This window comes from Pseudonocardia xinjiangensis, from assembly GCF_050948425.1.
GTDB classification, from domain to species: domain Bacteria; phylum Actinomycetota; class Actinomycetes; order Mycobacteriales; family Pseudonocardiaceae; genus Pseudonocardia; species Pseudonocardia xinjiangensis.
The window spans coordinates 7,416,309-7,434,963 of record NZ_CP192009.1; the positions used below are offsets into that span (position 1 = coordinate 7,416,309).

At 69.8% G+C, this 18,655-nt stretch carries 14 protein-coding genes; 12 read left to right on the forward strand and 2 right to left on the reverse strand.

Annotation, left to right across the window (positions count from 1 at the left end):
* Positions 1-94: 94 nt before the first annotated feature.
* From ACQPZA_RS35025 to ACQPZA_RS35040, 4 genes are all read left to right on the forward strand, one after another.
* A complete protein-coding gene (locus tag ACQPZA_RS35025) occupies positions 95-1,450 on the forward strand; it encodes an MBL fold metallo-hydrolase (RefSeq protein WP_433276602.1) in 1,356 nt (451 codons plus the stop codon).
* 98 nt (positions 1,451-1,548) lie between these two features.
* Positions 1,549-1,851: a GlsB/YeaQ/YmgE family stress response membrane protein gene (locus ACQPZA_RS35030; protein WP_433276605.1), complete on the forward strand. Its 303-nt coding sequence runs from the start codon at positions 1,549-1,551 to the stop codon at positions 1,849-1,851.
* Between the two features lie 193 nt (positions 1,852-2,044).
* Positions 2,045-2,296 carry a PLD nuclease N-terminal domain-containing protein gene (locus ACQPZA_RS35035; protein WP_433276607.1) on the forward strand — a complete coding sequence of 84 codons (252 nt, stop codon included), beginning with the start codon at positions 2,045-2,047 and terminating at the stop codon, positions 2,294-2,296.
* Positions 2,297-2,443: 147 nt separating this feature from the next.
* Positions 2,444-3,160 carry a DUF998 domain-containing protein gene (locus ACQPZA_RS35040; protein ID WP_433276609.1) on the forward strand — a complete coding sequence of 239 codons (717 nt, stop codon included), beginning with the start codon at positions 2,444-2,446 and terminating at the stop codon, positions 3,158-3,160.
* 79 nt (positions 3,161-3,239) lie between these two features.
* On the opposite strand, the gene ACQPZA_RS35045 is transcribed toward ACQPZA_RS35040, so the two are convergent.
* Positions 3,240-3,530, reverse strand: coding sequence for a hypothetical protein (locus ACQPZA_RS35045; protein WP_433276612.1), 291 nt, complete (start codon positions 3,528-3,530; stop codon positions 3,240-3,242).
* A gap of 123 nt (positions 3,531-3,653) precedes the next feature.
* Positions 3,654-4,622 carry an IS481 family transposase gene (locus tag ACQPZA_RS35050; protein ID WP_433276614.1) on the reverse strand — a complete coding sequence of 323 codons (969 nt, stop codon included), beginning with the start codon at positions 4,620-4,622 and terminating at the stop codon, positions 3,654-3,656.
* Between the two features lie 388 nt (positions 4,623-5,010).
* Between ACQPZA_RS35050 and ACQPZA_RS35055 the strand changes: the two genes are divergently transcribed.
* From ACQPZA_RS35055 to sbnB, 8 genes are all read left to right on the forward strand, one after another.
* Positions 5,011-5,928, forward strand: a complete 918-nt coding sequence (locus ACQPZA_RS35055; RefSeq protein WP_433276616.1) for a helix-turn-helix domain-containing protein — start codon at positions 5,011-5,013, stop codon at positions 5,926-5,928.
* 101 nt (positions 5,929-6,029) lie between these two features.
* Complete coding sequence (locus ACQPZA_RS35060) at positions 6,030-6,239, forward strand: DUF397 domain-containing protein (protein WP_433276619.1); 210 nt, start codon at positions 6,030-6,032, stop codon at positions 6,237-6,239.
* 251 nt (positions 6,240-6,490) lie between these two features.
* Positions 6,491-8,881, forward strand: a complete 2,391-nt coding sequence (locus tag ACQPZA_RS35065; protein ID WP_433276621.1) for an AAA family ATPase — start codon at positions 6,491-6,493, stop codon at positions 8,879-8,881.
* 71 nt (positions 8,882-8,952) lie between these two features.
* Positions 8,953-9,765, forward strand: a complete 813-nt coding sequence (locus ACQPZA_RS35070; protein WP_433276623.1) for an alpha/beta fold hydrolase — start codon at positions 8,953-8,955, stop codon at positions 9,763-9,765.
* A gap of 912 nt (positions 9,766-10,677) precedes the next feature.
* Positions 10,678-13,290 (forward strand): Pls/PosA family non-ribosomal peptide synthetase, encoded by a 2,613-nt coding sequence (locus ACQPZA_RS35075; RefSeq protein ID WP_433276625.1) that lies wholly within the window; start codon positions 10,678-10,680, stop codon positions 13,288-13,290.
* Between the two features lie 34 nt (positions 13,291-13,324).
* Positions 13,325-16,561, forward strand: a complete 3,237-nt coding sequence (locus ACQPZA_RS35080) for a non-ribosomal peptide synthetase (protein WP_433276626.1) — start codon at positions 13,325-13,327, stop codon at positions 16,559-16,561.
* Between the two features lie 27 nt (positions 16,562-16,588).
* Positions 16,589-17,596, forward strand: coding sequence for a TauD/TfdA family dioxygenase (locus tag ACQPZA_RS35085; protein ID WP_433276628.1), 1,008 nt, complete (start codon positions 16,589-16,591; stop codon positions 17,594-17,596).
* Positions 17,593-18,642, forward strand: a complete 1,050-nt coding sequence (sbnB, locus tag ACQPZA_RS35090) for a 2,3-diaminopropionate biosynthesis protein SbnB (RefSeq protein ID WP_433276631.1) — start codon at positions 17,593-17,595, stop codon at positions 18,640-18,642. Before ACQPZA_RS35085 ends, sbnB begins: the two co-directional genes overlap by 4 nt.
* The last annotated feature ends 13 nt before the right edge of the window (positions 18,643-18,655 follow it).

Consider the following 18,655-nt stretch of genomic DNA (forward strand, 5'->3'; position numbering starts at 1 on the left):
CCGGGGGTCGCCAGTTCACGTGACCACTGTCTCGTCCAGGGAGTGGTAGAACGGAGTTAATGTACGGTCATTACCGAGGGTGAGGGGTTCGGTCATGGCCGTCGCAGTCAGCATCGTCGAGACCAGCGAATTGGGCGATCGGAGCTACATCGCCCATGACGGACAGTCAGCGATCGTGGTGGATCCCCAGCGCGACCTGGACCGCGTCGAGTCGGTGCTCACCGCTCTCGGCCTGCGGTGCGCGGTCGTTCTGGAGACTCATATCCACAACGACTACGTGACCGGCGGGCTGGAGCTGAGCCGGCGCACCGGCGCCCGCTACGTGGTGGCCGCGGCGGACGCCGTGGAGTTCGAGCGCCATCCGGCACGGGACGGGGAGGAGCTCCGGATCGGCCGCATGACCATCCGCGTGGTCGCGACTCCCGGGCACACCGATACCCATCTCTCGTACCGGATCGAGGACGGGAACGGGCCGGCCGCGTTGTTCACCGGCGGGTCGTTGCTCTACGGCAGCGTCGGGCGCACCGACCTCGTCGACGCCCGGCGCACCGAGGAACTGACCCGCGCGCAGTACCACTCGGCCCGGAAGCTGGTCGAGCTGAGTGCCGACGCGGACGAGGTCTACCCGACCCACGGCTTCGGCAGCTTCTGCTCCTCCGGCTCCGCCACCGGCGGCAGCGGCAGCACCGTCGCGCAGGAGCGCGCCCGCAACGACGCTCTCACCGAGGCCGACGAGGACGCGTTCGTCGAACGCCTGATGGCCGGGCTGACCGCCTACCCGAGCTACTACGCGCACATGGGTGCGCGGAACCGGCAGGGTCCGGGGCCGGCCGACCTGTCCCCCGTCGCCCCGGTGGAGCCCGCCGAGCTGCGGGCCCGGATCGAGGCCGGCGACTGGGTGGTCGACCTGCGCACCCGCACCGCCTTCTCCACCGCGCACATCGAGGGCACGATCGGGATCGAGCTCGGCGGGCAGTTCGCCACCTACCTCGGCTGGCTCGTCCCCTGGGGGACGCCACTGACTCTCGTCGGCGAGAGCTCGGAGCAGATCGCCGACGCGCAACGGCGGCTGGTGCGCATCGGCATCGACCGCCCGGACGGGTCCGCGATCGGCAGCCCGGACGAGCTGGCCGATCCCGACCGCATCCACGGCTACCCGCGGGCGACCTTCGACCGGCTCGCCGGAGCGCGGGAGGATGCCCGCACCGTCGTTCTGGACGTACGCCGTCCCGACGAACGGGCGGCGGGTTCGATTCCGGGTTCGACACACATCCCGATGCACGATCTTCTGGACCGCCTCGGCGAGATCCCGACCGGGCAGGTGTGGGTGCACTGCGCCTCGGGGTTCCGGGCCGCCATCGCGGCGAGCCTGCTCGACCGAGCCGGCTTCGACGTCGTGCTGGTCGACGACGACTTCACCCGCGCCGTGGAGCTGGGCCTGACCGGCTGAACCGGATCCCGCTGCCGGGTCGTGTACGGGGTGGATCGACGAGCTGATCGTCACCACGGGTCGACAGCGTCGGCCCCTGGACGCACCCCGGAGGAACCGTGTCCACCAACCCCGCCGTGAACCCCGCCGTCATCTCGGCCATCCAGACCTACTTCCCCATCGTGTCCGCGATCGTCGTCGGGCTGATCGTCGGTGCGATCGGGCCCCGTGTCGTGCGGCGCAGACAGGGGATTCCGGCCGGGCGGACGATCCTCAGCGCCATCGCCGGCGCCTTCGGCGGCACCGCCATCGCCGCACTGACCGGGGTGCCGACCTGGGGCCTGCTCTTCCAGGTCGGCATGGCCGTCCTCGCTGTCGTGGTCGTGACCCCGGCTTACCACCACAGGTTCGCCCGTCGCTGATCGCGGCCGCCGCGGTCCGCCCTACGACTTCCGCATGATCAGCGGGGTCGACCGGAAGTACGACGCGGCACGGCCACGAGGAGCCGTTGGGCCGAGGTGAGGGCACCCGGTCGATCCCAGACTGAGGGGACGGACAGGCACCAGGCCCGTTCGGGCGGACCACCCCTCGACCCCGTGACAAGGAGACGTTCCGATGCCGCCGGCCCTCGCCGTCACAGCACTCCAGGACTCCCAGCAGTTCTGGGGTCCCGTGGTGGCCGCCGGAATGGTTCTCGCCGTTCTGGCCTACCTCGTTTTCTTCGTCGCCGCGCTGATCAGCGTGCTGGGCAGTCACCAGAGCGGAGGCATGAAGCTGGTCTGGATCATCTTCGCCTTCTGCGCGCCGTTCCTCGGCCCACTGCTGTGGTTCGTCGTCGGCCGCAGGCAGAACCCGGGCCGGACCTGACGCGCGTCGACGATGGTCGCCGGCGAACAGACCTTCGATCCGTAGCTCTGGACGCATGGTGGATACCGATCGCGGCACCCCCGCGGCACGGTGAGTCACCACGCGCGCCCACGGAACCGTTCCTGGGCCGTCGGTGAGGGGGCTGCCGTGCTCAAGACACTCGAAGGCGGAGGTACCGGGCGACCGCCCGCGACCCGCACCGTCCGGCGCTGGGCGGTGATCGCGCTGGTCGCCCACGTCGCCTTCGTGCTGACCTGGTTGGTCGCCCCGCTCTGGCAGCCACCGGGCTACCGCGTCCTCGCCCATTCGATCAGCGACATGTACGCCACCGGTGTCCCGGGGGCGTGGGTGCTGATCGTGGTGTTCACCCTGTGCGGCGCGGCGCTGGTCGGGTTCGCGACGCGATCGGTGTGGCCGATGCTGCGGCCCGCAGGCCGGCCGGCTGCAATTGGCTCGCTCCTGCTCGCGCTGTCCGCCTACGGTGTCGGGGACCTCTCGTCGGCGTTCGGCCGGCTGCCCTGCAGCCAGGCAGAACCCGGCTGCACCGCGGCAGCGCAGCTCGCCGAGAGTGACGGGGTCGTCCACAGCGTGATCAGCGCCGTCGGCCTGCTCCTCTTCGCCGTGGCGTTCCTCTTCCTCGGCTCGGCCATGAGCCGCCTGTCCGGCTGGACGCGCTACGCCTGGGCGGCGCGCGGGCTGGCGCTGCTGTTCGTCGCCCTGTGTGTCGTCACCGGCCAGGTCGGACCCCTCGGTCTGGTCGGCCTGTTTCAGCGAGTGGGGGCCGCCACAGGCGCCGTCGGCATCGTCGCGCTCGCGCTGGCGGTGCTGCACCGCGCCCCGGCTCCGGCCCCACGCCGCCCGTGAGCATGCGGACCGGTTCGTGGCCAGGAACAGCAGTCCATGATCAAGCCCCGGCAGCTGCGGCGTCTACGTCAACGATGAATCAGCTCGCCGGGCGCTCGCCACGAAGCCGGCGCAGCTCGCAGATCGGGCAACCGCCGCACTCAGCGGCGCGGATGAGCTGCCCCTCCCACTCGTAAAGCTCCCGCCCCTCCACGGCGAGTCCTTCTTCACGCTCGTCGAGTTGACGACTGCGCTCAGCCAACTCGCGCCGTGCAGCCGCGATGCCGCGTCGCCCGTTGCGGTAAGAGCCGGACTCGACTCCGATCGCCACCGCCAGCCCCACGAGGAAGGCGATGCCTACGAGTGTGACTGTGAGCAGCATGTCGACCACCTGATCCTGACGGTAGGAGACCAGACGAGCCGTGCATCGCGAGATTACATCGCGCATGATCGGATCGCAATTGCAATCTGCAAGGATGGGGTGGACCTGCGTCCCTCATCCCGGTGTCGCGGGCTAGCTGTAATGCCCAGCTGGGTTGTTGACGCGGCTGATGGGTGCGTGGCCGCCGAGGGCGGTGTGGCCGCGGTGGTGGTTGTAGGTGTGTAACCAGCCCGGTAGGGCTGCGGCGCGGTCGGTGTTGCTCGTGAACGGGCGCTGGTAGGCCCATTCCTCGAGCAGGGTGCGGTTGAACCGTTCGGCTTTGCCGTTGGTTTGAGGTCGGTAGCGGCGGGTGAACCGGGCGGTGGCGCCGAGGTCGGCCAGGGCGTCGCGCCAGGCGTGGGAGCGTCGGTAGGCCAGTGCGTTGTCGGTCATGACGCGTTCGATCCGGTGGATGCCGTGGGCGGCGAGCGCGGTGGCGGCGCGGCGGAGGAACCCGGCGCAGGTGTCGGCTTTCTCGTCGGGGTGGATCTCGGCGTAGGCCAGGCGGGTGTGGTCATCGATCGCGGCGTGGACGTAGTCAAACCCGACCCGGGACCGGTAGCGGGCGCGGCGGCGTTCGAGGCTGTCGCGGCCGTGGACCCGCCAGCCGCCGCCCTCGCGCAGCCGGCCGAGCTTCTTCACATCCACGTGCACGAGCTCGCCGGGGCGGGCGCGTTCGTAGCGGCGGATCAGCGTGCCGGTGGGGCGGTCGAGCCAGGCCAGCCGGGACAGTCCGTGGCGGGTGAGGACTGCGTGCACGGTGGAGGCGGGCAGCTCGACCAGTGGGGCGATGCGGGCCGGCCCGAGCTTGCGCTCGACCCGCAGCGCCACGATCTGCTGGACGAGTTGGTCGGGGGTGCGGTGGGGGATGCGGTGGGCGCGGCTGGAGCGGTCGAGGAGTCCGCGGGGTCCTTCCGCGCGCCAGCGGGCCCACCACTTGTAGCCGGTCGCGCGGGATATCCCGAGTTCCGCGGCGACGTGAGCGACGGGGCGACCGGCCGACACGCGCTCGATCAGCAGCATGCGGCCGTGAACGGTCAGGCGGGCATTACGGTGGGCCATGAGACCTCCGTGCAGGTGGTGAGCGTCGACAACTCACACCTCGCCCGGAGGTCTCCCCATGTTCAAGCCGACACGCCGTCAACAACGCTCATGGGCACTACAGCTAGCGCCCGGGACAGGTGACAGATACGGTCGCCAGATGCGCGACCGACGACCGCTCGCCGCGTACTACGGCTACATGGGCGCCGCGATGAGTGCTTCAGGTTGCGCGACCGTTACATAGTGTGCCGTTCAGCTCAGCGGACCGCCCGTCGGACCCAAGTCCATCGCTCGGTCGTTTCCTCAGCGGGGGATGTCGTTGGAGTCTGTATGTCTTGTTGCAATTTCATGTTGCGCGTGCAGACCTCAGGGCAGGCCAGCGCGGTCCGGACGAAAGGAGGGCGGACGCTTGAGGCCTGACGCAGGCGAGCGCCTGACGCCCTCGGCAGCGCGCCGCCGCCTGGGCGAAGAGCTACTGAAGAGCCGCCGCCGGGCCCGGCTGTCACTCGATGAGGCGGCACGAGGCATCGAGAGGTCAGCTGCAACTCTTAGCCGGCTGGAGAACGGCCGGACGATCCCGCGTCTGGTCGACGTCAAAGCCCTCATCGCGCACTACCAGTCCGTCGCATCCAGGTCCGTAGCCAACGGCACGGAGGAGCGCATCCTCACGCTCGCGGAGATCGCGCGGAAGGAAGAGTGGTTTGCCTCCTTCCGCGACGTCCTCGCAGGTGAGCTGACCAGCAATGAGGCGCGCCGCCTCGTCGAGTTCGAGGGCGAGGCCACGATGATCCGGTCGTACGAGCCCGAGCTCGTGCCAGGTCTTCTACAGACAGAGGCCTACGCCGCAGCAGTGACGGAGGCCTTTTTCCCGGAGCGCAGCGATGTGGAGCGGCAGCGTTTGGTCGAGTTCCGACTCGGACGCCAGCAGATCCTGCAACGAGGCGACCGGGAGGTCGACCTACGTGTAGTGATCGGGGAGGCCGCTCTGCGTCACGTCATGGGTTCGCCTGCCGTCATGCGGGAGCAACTCAACGCCCTGCTCGCCGACGTCCAAAACGGACGGTCGAACGTCACGATCCAGGTCTCGCCGTTGGCTCTGGCTATCCCGGCCGTCCTCGGTGGCCCTTTCGCCCAGATGGACCTGGCGAGCGAGGAGGGGCCGGGGCTCGTGTACCTGGAGGGTCGCGAAAGCGCCCAGTTCATGCTGACCGACGATGCCGTCGAGCGTTATCGGGAGCTGTTTCACCAGCTCACTGGGGCTGCCCTGGATGCCGGCGGAAGCGCAAAGGTTCTCGAGGAGGCCATCAAGCACTTACCCCTGTCCTGATGCGCAGAGACCCCAGGTGGAGTTCCCAAGGTGAGCTCTGCCGGGTTTTGGCGCGCGCTTCAGCGTCTACACTTCCCAGCATCTGCATGGGAGGGGACCGAATGTCGCAGGCAGAGAGCCAAGGCCAGCCCACGTACAAGACGAGTTCGTTCTCGGGCGGCGGCAGTTGCGTCGAGGTCGGACAGACAGCGCAGGGTGGCCTTGTGATTGTGCGGCACAGCCTGCGCCCGAACGCTGCGTCGCTGAAGTTCTCGGCTCACGAGTGGGCAGCGTTCGTCGCCGGCGTCAAGGCCGGCGAGTTCGATTTCTGATCGCGGACACCCGACTCGACGGCTGTCCATCAATCGGCCGCCTTCCACGGGCGCACGTCGTGAGCGCCCAGCGGTCCGCACCCGCCCTCGGCGAGGTGTGGCTCCGCTTCCGGTTTCAAGCCCGGCGCCACGAAGCGGCGCACGTGCTCACCGGAATCGCGCATGACCTGCCGACTCATGATCTCGTACGGCCGAAGACGGGCCGCGTCGGGTGCGGTCCACCGTCCGCCCGACGAAATAGCCTGCATCCTGTGGACCTGGTCGAACGGCGACGGGAGCTCGCCGAGCTGGAGCGCCTGCTCGACCGCGCCGGTGCCGGATCGGGAGACATCCTCGTCGTGGCCGGCCCACCCGGGTCCGGACGAACGGCGCTGGCCGACGCCGGCGCGGCGACGGCCCGCGAGCAGGGGTTCGAGGTCCTCCGGGGGACGCCGGCCGGCGGGAGTCCCGGACGCCGGGTGTGGGCGCAGCTGGTGCGCGATACCGGTGGGTCCGACGAGCTGGCCGCCCGCCTGCTCACCGAGCCGGAGTTCTCCGATCTCGACGCGGCGGCCGTCGCACTGTGTTCGAGGCCGCGCCGGCTGATCATCGTCGACGACGTGGATCTGGGTGGCCCGGACGCGGTGGCGCTGCTCGCGCTGCTGGCAGGACGGGTGGTGGGGCGACCGGTGGCCGTGCTCGCGACGTCGGGGACGCCGCTGGGCATCGGCGACGAGGTGTGGCTGGGGCCGTTGAGCCGGGCCGGGATCGGCGGGGTGACCGGCGAGGCACGCCCCGAGGTGCGCCACGCGCTGTGGGTGGCCTCGCGCGGGCTACCGGGCCCGGCCCGCGCGCTGGCGGCGACGATCGACGCCGGGGCCGACGGTGATCCGGTCGTGGCGCTCGCCTTGGCCACGGCGTCGCGCGAGGGCTTCCTGGAGGTCGACACCGGGCTGGTCGGGCTGCTGGAGACGGCGCTGGCCCGGGTCTGCGACGACGCGACCCGCGCCCGGCTGGAAGCACGGCTGGCCCACGGGCTGCTCGGCGACACCACCGCCGCGGCCCGGCGCCGCGGCCTCGTCGAGGACGCCCTCGCACTGGCCCGCCGCAGCGGTGACCGGGCGGTACTCGCCGAGGTGCTCGACGCGCGGCTGCATGCGCTGTGGGATCCCGAAGGCGCGCCGGACCGGCTCGCCGCGGCCGGCGAGATCGTCGACCTGGCGCGCGCCTCCGCGGATCTGGGGCTCGAGCGCCGCGGCCTCTTCTGGCGTTTCGTGGCGCTGATGGAGCTGGGCCGGATCGGGGAGGCGGAGACGGCGCTGGCCGCGTTCGAGCGTGAGGCACGCCTCGCGGGCGACGCTGCGGGCACGGTGATGGTCGGGTCCCGGTACGCGATGCTGGCCACGGTGCGCGGGGGCTTCGACGAGGCCCAGCGGCTGATCGACGAGGTCGCCGAGCAGGGCGGGCGGGTGGGGCTGGCCGACACCGACCGGCTCGTCATCACCCTGCGGTGGGCGATCACGCTGCTGCGCGGGGACCCCCCGACCGCCGAGGACCAGGCCGAGCTGGAGCGACTGCGCGCCTTCGCGCGCCGCCACCCCGGGCACCTCTACGAGGCCACGGCGGCCCGGTTCCTGGTGTCGCTCGGCAGGACAGCGGAGGCCGGCCTGGAACTGGAACGCGCGCTGCCCCGCGTGCTGGCCGGCTCGGGGCCGCGCTGGCTCGGCGCGGCCGCGGACCTCGCCGTGGTGGCCGTCGCCACGGGGAACACGGCTGCCGCCGCCCGGCTGTACGAGGCGCTGGCCGGCTACCGGGGGCGCCTGGTGGTGTGGGCGGGCGCCAACACGGTCAGCGGACCGGTCGCGCACCATCTCGGCACCCTCGCCACCCACCTCGGCCGGTTCGACGAGGCGGTCGAGCTGCTCGGGGAGGCCGCCGCGTGGGAGGAGGAGAACGGTGCGCTGCCGTTCCTCGCCCACACCGTGGCCGCGCTGGCCGACACGCTCACCCGACGCGGCCATGACGGCGACGCCGAACTGGCCGGCTCCCATCGCCGACGCGCCCGCGACATCACTGCCCTGCTGGGCATGCGGGTGCTGTCGGGGGCGTACGCCCCACTGCCGGACGAGTGGACCCTGCGCCGCGACGGACCGGACTGGCTGCTCGAGGCCGGGGACGAGCGGGCTCGGCTCCGCGACGGCCGCGGTGTGGCCTACCTCCGCACACTCCTCGTCGCATCCGGTCAGGAGATCACCGCGCTCGACCTGGCCGCCGGCGGCGCCGGCCTGACCGCTGCCGCGGCGGAGCCGGTGCTCGACGTCGCCGCGCGGGACACGTACCGCAAGCGCCTGGCCGCGCTCGGGGACGCGCTCGACGCCGCCGACACCACCGGCGACAGGCTCGCCGCCGAGCGCGCGGCCGCCGAGCGCGACGCCCTGCTCGACGAGCTCCGCCGGGCAACCGGTCTGGGCGGACGCGGCAGAACCGTCTCCGGCGCCGACGAACGGGCCCGGGTCAACGTCACCCGCACGCTGCGAGGAGTCATCGACACGATCACCCGAGCAGCCCCGGCAGCCGGGGCCCACCTGTCCGCCTCGATCCGCACCGGCCGGGCGTGCCGCTACCAGCCGGCACCGGGCGGCCCGCGCCGCTGGCACGTCTGAGCCGGCGTACGTACGCATCGTTCCCCGTCGATTTACGCCTCCCGGATGACGACCATCCCCTGGAGGAACCCATGGACACCGAACAGGACACCGACCACCCCGTCGACATCGCAGGGCTCGCCGCCGACGACCACGGCGCGGGCACCGACGCCGCGCCACTGCTCCTGGTGCACGGCCTGACCTTCGACCGGTCGATGTGGCGTGGCATCGTCGCGGAGCTGGAACGCATCGACCCCGCACGCCGCACCGTGGCCATCGACCTGCCCGGGCACGGCCGGTCACCGGACCAGCCGGCCTACGACCTCGACACCCTCACCGCACAGCTCCACCACGTGGTCGAGGCGGCCGGCCTCACCGCGCCCGTCGTCGTCGGGCACTCGTTCGGCGGCCGCCTCGCGACGAGCTACGCCGCGCACCACCCCACCCGTGGGGTCGTGAACATCGACCAGCCGCTGGACGCGGCCCCCTTCGCCACCTTCGTGCGCGCGCTCGCCGAACGGCTGCGCGGGCCCGGGTTCCGCGCGGTGTGGCAGATGTTCTACGACAGCTTCCACGTCGAGCTGCTCCCGGCTGACGCGCAGGACCTCGTGCGCTCCACCTCGCGAGCGCACCAACAGGTCGTCCTCGGGTACTGGAGCCAGTTGCTCGAGCAGCCGACCGCCGAGCTGACGGCGATGATCGAGCAGGAGACCGCCGCACTCCGGGCCTCCGGAGCGCCCTACCTGTACATCACCGGTGACGAGCCGAAGCCGGGCTACGCGCGGTGGTTCGGCGAACACCTGCCCGCCGCGACCGTGGAGGTCTGGGCGCACAGCGGCCACTTCCCGCACCTCGTCGACCCGCAACGGTTCGCCCGGCTGCTGGCCGGGCTCGGCGGTGAGTGACCCGGACGGCGTACACACCCACAGTTCGGCAGCGCGCCGACCCTGAGCATCGACCTCCGGGTCGGCGACCATGACGCACCTCACTGCGCTGCCGTGACCTACCGCACCACGGATGCGGCGGGCCGGCCCGGCCTGCGGGGCGGGCACCCGGCAGCCGTGGCGGCCCTGCGGACCCGCCTACGCGCACCCGCCCTGCATTTCGGTGCCGCCGAACGGGTGGTTTCCACCGCCGAACCGATCTTCAATACACCGACTAATGCGACACAAACCGGACGAACTGGCCCGTGACAGCCTGTCGAAGATGATTATTGGTATAACCTTGACCATTCCTTGAATGCGAGGATCCCACTATAACAGCTGGTGGATCGCGCGGGCATCGTCACATCGCATGGAGTCTCCTCGCGTTCGGGTTACACTTTCCTTCGGAGAGGTCCAGGCGGGTGAAAACTGACGCACCGTGAAACATCGCGGCCTGATCCGACGATTTTCCGGATGCCTCTCTCCGACAAGCAGTTCTCGGGCACGTCGGCCGGAAGTGCGGTTCCCCGCCACCGCCACGGCACCAGGAGATCGCCCCGACCGCGATCTGAACCCTGATGAGCGATCGCACGTAGGGGAGTTGAGTGCTCGCACGTAAGGAGGATTGATGATCTTGCTCCGGCATGGTGGGTTCGGCCCGTCATGCGTGGTCGACGATGTGCCGGATGCGCATTTCGAGACACTCCTTCTTGATCATGTAGATCCGTTTCAGGGAAGTGTCCCGGGTCACTTCCGGTTGCTTCCTATTCCCGCCCACGGGAGCGATGCACATCACTTCTCAATTCTTCCTCGGAACAGGTCGACGCGGCCCTGTCACGAGCTCATCAGAACCTGTATCGAAACTGTCAATTTCCTGTGCAAGGAGCTCACGTAGTGGGAGAGTCGATCGAGGTGATGCCAGCCCGAGTGGCTGCACCTCCAACCGTCCGGAGTAGCTCTCCGACCATCCAGGGTGGCCCCGTCGGCTCCCTGACCAGCATTGAACTGGGTCTCGCCGAGGTTCTGGCGGACGTCGTGCAGGTCGATCGGGTACCGGTCGACAGCCACTTCTTCGACGATCTCGGTGCCGACTCGCTCGTGATGGCGCACTTCTGTGCGCGAGTCAGAAAACGGGCAGACCTCCCGAAGATATCCATAAAGGACGTTTACCGCCACCAGACCATCGAAAGCCTGGCGAAAGCCCTCGCGGTCACTGCGCCCGCCGCCGGCGCACCGCCGGCACCGACCGTCGGGTCCGCTGCCCCGGCCATCGAGATGATCGAGGGGCCGGCCCCGGAACCAATCCAGGCGAAGCCGGCCGGTCGGCTGGACTACGTCTCCTGCGGAGTACTGCAGGCCCTGATCTTTCTCGCATATACCTATCTTGCTGCGCTCGTCACCAACGAAGGCTACGACTGGATCTCGACCGCCTCCGGCCTGGTCGATATCTATCTTCGGTCACTCGTGTTCGGCAGTGCGGCCGTCGTCGGCCTGTGCGTCCTGCCAATCCTGGCCAAATGGCTGGTCATCGGCCGCTGGAAGCCCCAGGAGATCCGGGTCTGGAGCCTCGCATACGTCCGTTTCTGGGCAATCAAGACGCTGGTTCGGACCAACCCGCTGCTTCTGTTCATCGGTGGCCGGTCGCGCTTGAGCACCACCTCGCCGCTCTACAACCTGTACCTGCGGGCACTCGGCGCGAAGGTTGGGCGCGGTGCGGTGATCTTCTCCAGGAATGTTCCGGTGTGCACCGATCTGCTCACTGTCGGTGCCGGCGCCGTGGTCCGGAAGGACGCGTTCTTCAACGGCTACCGCGCCGAGGCCGGGGTGATCCAGACGGGCGCGGTCACCCTGGGGAAGGGCGCGTTCGTCGGCGAGATGAGCGTGCTCGACATCAACACGTCGGTGGGCGACGGAAGCCAACTCGGTCACGCCTCCTCGCTGAACGCCGGCCAGGCGATACCCGACGGCGAGCGCTGGTCCGGATCCCCGGCGCTGCGGACGGAGGAGAACTTCCGGCTGCCCAGCCCTGCGCCCGGCCGCAACGCCTTCAGGCGAGCGTTCTTCGGCCTCACGCAGGCGCTCGGCGTGCTGGTCGTGGGCATGCCGGTGCTGGCCGGCGGCCTGGTGCTCCTGCTCGCCGAGGTTCCGCAGCTCAATGAGCTCATGGACGCGGACCCGGTGGCTCTCGAGAGCTGGTGGTTCTACCGCGACGCCCTGATCTTCTCGACCTCGGCGTTCTTCGGCTTCCTGATCGTCGCGCTGCTGTTCGTGGGCACCGTCCCTCGGCTCCTGAACAAGGCCATCAAGCCGGGGAAGCTCTATCCCTTGTACGGCTTCCACCACTGGGCTCACCGGGCGATCGCGCGCACGACGAACATGCGGTTCTTCGTGAACCTCTTCGGCGACAGCTCCTACATCGTCCCCTACTTCAAGTGGGTCGGGTTCAAGCTCGACCCGGTTGTGCAGACCGGGTGCAACTTCGGCATGGACGTCCGGACCGAGAACCCGTACCTCACCTCTGTCGGTAGCGGCACGGTGGTGGCCGACGGCCTGTCGGTCATGAATGCCGAGTTCTCGAGCACGTCCTTCCGGGTGTCGCCCGCCGCGATCGGGGCGAACAACTTCCTCGGCAACTTCATCGTCTATCCGGCGCAGGGCAAGACGGGCGACAACTGCCTTCTCGCCACGAAGGTCGGTATTCCGGTCGACGGGGAGGTCCGGCAGGACACCGGGGTTTTGGGCTCGACGAGCTTCGAGATTCCGCGCTCGGTCCAACGCGACACACGGATGGCTCACCTCACGCGGGTGGAGCGCCGTCGCGCCATCGCGGCGAAGAACAGGTACGACCTGGTCAGCATGGCGTTGCTGCTGGTCGTGCGGTGGTTCCTCTTCTTCGTGGTGTCCTTGGCCCTGTTGACCACCGCGGACTTCTACGGTGCGCTCGGCGCGCTCGTGATCGCCGGACTGGGCGTGTTCATGTTCGTGTTCGGCATCGGCTACCTCGTGCTGGTCGAACGTATCGTCATAGGGTTCGGATCTCTCCGGCCCCAGTACTGCTCGATCTACGATCGGTACTTCTGGTGGCACGAGCGCTACTGGAAGCTGCTGGCACAGCCGAGGTTGCTCGACGGCACTCCGTTCAAGAACATCGTCTGGCGGCTTCTGGGAGTTCGAATCGGAAAGCATGTCTTCGACGACGGCTGCGCCATCATCGAGAAGACCCTGACCACGATCGGCGATGGTGCCACCCTCAATGCGGGAAGTCGCCTCCAGGGGCATTCACAGGAGGACGGCGCCTTCAAGTCCGGTTACATCACCATCGGGGCGGGCAGCACGCTCGGGGTCGGTTCCCTGATCCATTACGGCGTGACGGTGGGCGACGGCTCGGTCATCGATGCCGATTCCTTCGTGATGAAGGGTGCGGACGTCCCGGCGAACGACCACTGGGCGGGAAACCCCGCCAGAGAAATGAATGTCGATCGCACCGCCCTGGTCGGCGGTAACTAGCACCGTAACCACGGTGAGCGGAGGGAAGACTGTCATGGCAATGCCAGCGGAAGCCGGGCGGGAGTTCTGGCGAGGGGTGCTCGTCGCCGGTGGCTTCACCGCGATCCCACGCTGGACGCTCGACGCGACGGCGGGTGTCGGCGAGTACGACGCGCCGCTTCCCGACGCGCTGGTGACGGCGGTGCACCGGTTGGCGGACGACCTGGCGGTGCCGTTCAGCTCGGTGCTGCTGGCCGCCCACGCCACCGTGCTCGCCGCCCTGTCCGGTGAGCAGGAGGTCACCACCGGCTACCTCACGGCGGGCGGCCGGACACTGCCCTGCCGCCTCACCACCGAGTCGAACTCGTGGCGCGCGCTGCTGACCGACGTCCGGCGGGTCGAGTCGGAGCTGGTGTCGCACCAGGAGTTCCCGGTCGAGGACTTGCGGCGCGAGCTGGGCGTGGCCGGCCCGTCCTTCGAGACCGTTCTGGACCCGACCGGTCACGCCGGCGAGCTCGCTGAGGGCACTGTGCTGCGGGTCGGGATCGCTGACGGGCGGCTGGTGCTGCGCTACCGGACCGAGGTGCTCGACGCGGACTACGCGGCGCGGGTCGCGGGCTACCACCTGTCGGCGCTGTCGCTGATGACGGATGGCCCGGATGCGGAGCACCGGCGGCAGAGCTTGCTGTCGGTCGAGGAGCTGGGGTTTCAGCTCGAGGGCCTGGCGGGTCCGCGGCGGGAGCTGCCGGACCTGCGGTTCCACGAGCTGTTCGAGCAGCAGGTCGTGGCGCACCCGGACGCGGTCGCGGCGGTGCAGGGTGAGCGGCGGTGGACCTACCGCGAGCTCAATGCCCGCGCCAACCGGCTCGGGCGGGCGCTGCTGGCCCGCGGGCTGCGGCGCGAGGACGTGGTCGCGGTGGTCACCGAGCGGAACCTGGACTGGATGGCCGCGGTGCTGGCGGTGTTCAAGGCCGGCGGGGCGTACCTGCCGATCGAGCCGCACTTCCCGGCCGACCGGATCGCGACCACGCTCTCCCGCGCCGGCTGCACGCTGGTGCTGACCGAGCCGGGCAGCACCACCACGCTCGACAAGGCCCTCGACTCCCTGTCGAGCGTCGAGCGGCTGGTGGTCGATGTCGCGTACGGGGAGGACCACGCCGAGGATGACCTGGGTGTGGCGGTGACGGCGGACCAGTTGGCCTACATCTACTTCACCTCCGGCTCGACGGGTGAGCCCAAGGGTGCGATGTGTGAGCAGGCCGGGATGCTCAACCACCTCTACGCCAAGATCGACGCCTGCGAGATCGGTGAGGGGCAGGCGGTCGCGCAGACCGCGCCGCAGTGCTTCGACATCTCGCTGTGGCAGCTGGTCTCCGCGCTGCTGGTGGGCGGGCGCACCGTGCTCGTGGAGCAGGACGCCATCCTCGACGTCGAGCGCTTCGTCGACACGATCACCGAGCACCGCGTCGCGGTGCTGCAGGTCGTGCCGTCCTATCTCGAGGTCGTGCTGTCCTACCTGGAGCAGCACCCGCGCGAGCTCCCGGACCTGCACACCGTGTCGGCCACCGGCGAGGCGTTGAAGAGGGAGCTGACGCAGCGCTGGTTCGCCGCGGAGCCGGCGATCAAGCTGGTGAACGCCTACGGGCTGACCGAGACCTCCGACGACACCAACCACGAGGTCATGGACCGGGCTCCCGACGGGGAACGCGTCCCGCTCGGCCCGGCCATCCAGAACGTGAGCGTCTACGTCGTCGACGAGAACCTCGTTCCCGTCCCGCTCGGCGCGCCCGGGCTGATCGTCTTCTCCGGAGTGTGCGTCGGCCGTGGCTACGTCAACGACCCCGAGCGCACCCGGCAGGCCTACACGACCGACCCCCACCGACCGGGCGACCGGCTCTACGTTGGCGGCGACTACGGCCGCTGGCTGCCGGGCGGCAAGCTGGAGTTCCTCGGCCGGAAGGACAGCCAGGTCAAGATCTCGGGCTTCCGGATCGAGATCGGCGAGATCGAGAACACGCTGCTGCGGGTGCCCGGCGTGCGCGACGGCGCCGTGGTGGTGGCCGAGCGGCCCGACCAGAGCAAGCAGCTCGTGGCGTTCTACTCGGGTCCTCGGACGATCGATGTGGACGTGCTGCGCGAGCGGCTCGGCGCATCGCTGCCCGCGTACATGGTGCCGGCGGCCTTCCACTGGCAGGAGAGCCTGCCGCTCACCCCCAACAGCAAGATCGACAAGAAGCGGCTGACGCTGCTCGCCCGTGAGCTCGACGTCGTCGAGGAGGACTACGACGCACCGCGGACGCCGACCGAGGAGCGGCTGGCGGCCGCGTGGGCGAAGGTGCTCGGCGTTCCGGTGGACCAGATCGGGCGCGGCGACCACTTCTTCGACCGCGGTGGCAACTCGCTGTCTGCCGTGAAGCTGGCGGTCGCTCTGAAGCGAACGGTGTCGCTCAAGGACGTCACGCGGTATCCCGTCCTCTCCGATCTGGCCGAGCTGGTGGACGGCAGGTCCGAGCGACGCACCGGGCTGCTGCAGCCGCTCTCGGGGACGGACGCCACCCGGTCCGGTGCCCTCGTGTGCTTCCCCTACGCCGGCGGCAACGCGGTGAACTACCAGCCGATGGCTGCCGCGTTGCGCGGGAGCGGGCCGGCGGTTCTCGCCGTCGAGCTGCCCGGCCACGACCTGGCTGCCGAGCGCGAGTCGTTCGTGCCGATCGCGGAGGTGGTCGAGCAGGTCGCCACTGAGATCGTCGGGCGCGGCCTGACCAGGGTGCTGCTGTGGGGCCACTCCTCGGGCACGGCGCTGGCACTGGAGACGGCGCAGGTCCTGCAGGCGCGCGGCGTGCACGTGGAGCGGGTGTTCCTCGGTGCGCAGCTGCTCGGCACCGCCACCGACCGGCGCGCAGCCCTCGCCGAGCTGGCCGGGCGCACCGACGCCGAGATCGCGGCGCGGCTGGGCGACAGCGGCTACACAGAGCTGGGTGCGCTGGACCAGCAGCGCGCCGAGCACGTCGGCGCCGCCTACCGGCACGACTACGGATCAGCGCTCCGCTACTTCGCCGACGCCCTCGACAGCCCGCCTGCGGTGAAGCTGTCCGCGCCGATCACCGTGGTGGTCGCCGCCGACGACCCGAGCACCGCGGATTTCGCGCAGCGGTACCGCGACTGGGAGCTCCTGGCCGAGCGCGTCGAGCTGCACGAGCTCACCGATGGCGGGCACTACTTCCTGCGCACCCGGCCCGCCGAGGCGGCGCAGACCGTGCTGAGTGCCGCCGAACTGCTGACTTCTTCTTGAGCAAATAGGAACTGGAAGGAATTCGAGATGTCGTCCTCATCCGCGGCGTCGCTGCTCGACGTGGACCTGCAACCCGGCAAGCCGCCGATGTTGCGGGTCGCCCCCAGCGGCGACGCGCCGCGCTGGGCAGCCGAGCACCGAGACGCGCTGCGCGCCGTCGTCACCGACCACGGTTCGGTTCTGGTCCGTGGTCTCGGGCTACGCGACGCGGCGGAGGTGGCGGCTGTGTTCCAGCGGCTGACCACCACCGGTCTGATGGCCGAGCGGGAGGCGTTCGCACCCCGGCAGGTCTACTCCGAGGGCGTCTACTCCTCGACGAAGTGGCCACCGAACCAGCAGATGTGCATGCACCACGAGCTGAGCTACACCCTGGAGTTCCCCTCGGTGATGCTGTTCGCCTGCCTGGGCGCGGCCACCAGCGGAGGCGCGACCGGAGTGGCCGACTCGCCGACCGTGCTCGAGGCACTGCCGCGTGAGCTGGTCGACCGGTTCGAGCGCGAGGGCTGGCTGCTCACCCGCACCTACAACGACGACATCGGGGCGTCCTGGGCCGAGGCGTTCGGCACCGAGGACCCGGGTGCCGTCGAGAGCTACTGCCGCGCCAACGCGATCGAGTTCGAGTGGCAGCCCGACGGTGAGCTCCGTACCCGCCAGCGTCGAAGCGCTGTGGTGCGCCACCCGGTGACCGGCCGGCGCTGCTGGTTCAACCAGATCGCGTTCCTGAACGAGTGGACGATGGACCCCGAGGTGCACGAGTTCCTGGTGGACGTCTACGGCGCCGACGGGCTCCCGTTCAACACCCGCTTCGGCAACGGCGACCCCATCGGTCAGGACGTCGTGGAGCTGCTCACCGGCATCTACGAGGCCCACACCCTGCGCGAGCCGTGGCAGGCGGGCGACCTGATGCTCGTCGACAACATCCGCAGCTCGCACAGCAGGGACGCCTTCGAGGGACCGCGCGAGGTGCTGGTCGGCATGGCCGACGCGATGCGCCTCGGCGACAGCTCGCCGACAGTGGATGGGACGACCCGATGAGCAGCGTCCCTCCCACCGGGGCCGCCACCGTGCCGCCGTTCGCGGTGATCTCCGGCGGTCAGGTCCAGCAGGCGCTGCAGGGCGGCGAGAAGCAGATCATGGAGGTCGTCGAGGCCACCTACCGGTTGCACGGCGCCGGTGACTCGGTCAACCCGCCCTCCTACTTCCTGCGATTCCCCGACCACCCCGCCGACCGGATCATCGCCCTGCCCGCCTCCATCGGCGGCCAGGTCCGCGTCGACGGCCTCAAATGGATCTCCAGCTTCCCCGGCAACGTCGCAGCCGGCATCCCACGCGCCTCGGCCGTGCTGATCCTCAACGACCACGACACCGGCTACCCCTTCGCCTGCCTGGAAAGCTCCATCATCAGCGCCACCAGGACAGCCGCCTCGGCTGCGCTGGCCGCTGACCGGCTCAGCCGGGGCCGCACCCGCCCCACCCGCGTCGGGTTCTTCGGGGTGGGCCTGATCGCCCGCTACATCCACACCTTCCTCACCGGCACCGACTGGTCCTTCGACGACATCGGCGTCTTCGACCTGTCCACCGAGCACGCCGCGGGGTTCCGCGGCTACCTCGAACAGACCGGCCTCCCCGGACGCATCACCGTGCACCGCTCCGCGGAGGACCTGATCCGCTCCAGCGACCTGGTCGTGTTCGCGACCGTGGCCGGCGAACCCCACGTCACCGACGTGTCCTGGTTCGACCACAACCCGCTGGTCCTGCACGTGTCACTGCGCGACCTCGCCCCCGAGATCGTGCTGGCCTCCACCAACATCGTCGACGACGTCGAACACTGCCTCAAAGCCAACACCTCGCCCCATCTGGCCGAGCAGCTCACGGGCAACCGTGACTTCCTGGACGGCACCTTGGACGACGTGATGGCCGGGCGAGTCACGGTGCCGGCAGACCGCCCGGTGGTGTTCTCGCCCTTCGGCCTCGGCGTGCTCGATCTCGCCGTCGGCAAATACGTCTACGACGAGGTGACCCGCTCCGGCGAGCTCCACGTCGTCGACGACTTCTTCCACGAGCTGCGCCGGTACGGGTGAGCAGCCGAATGTT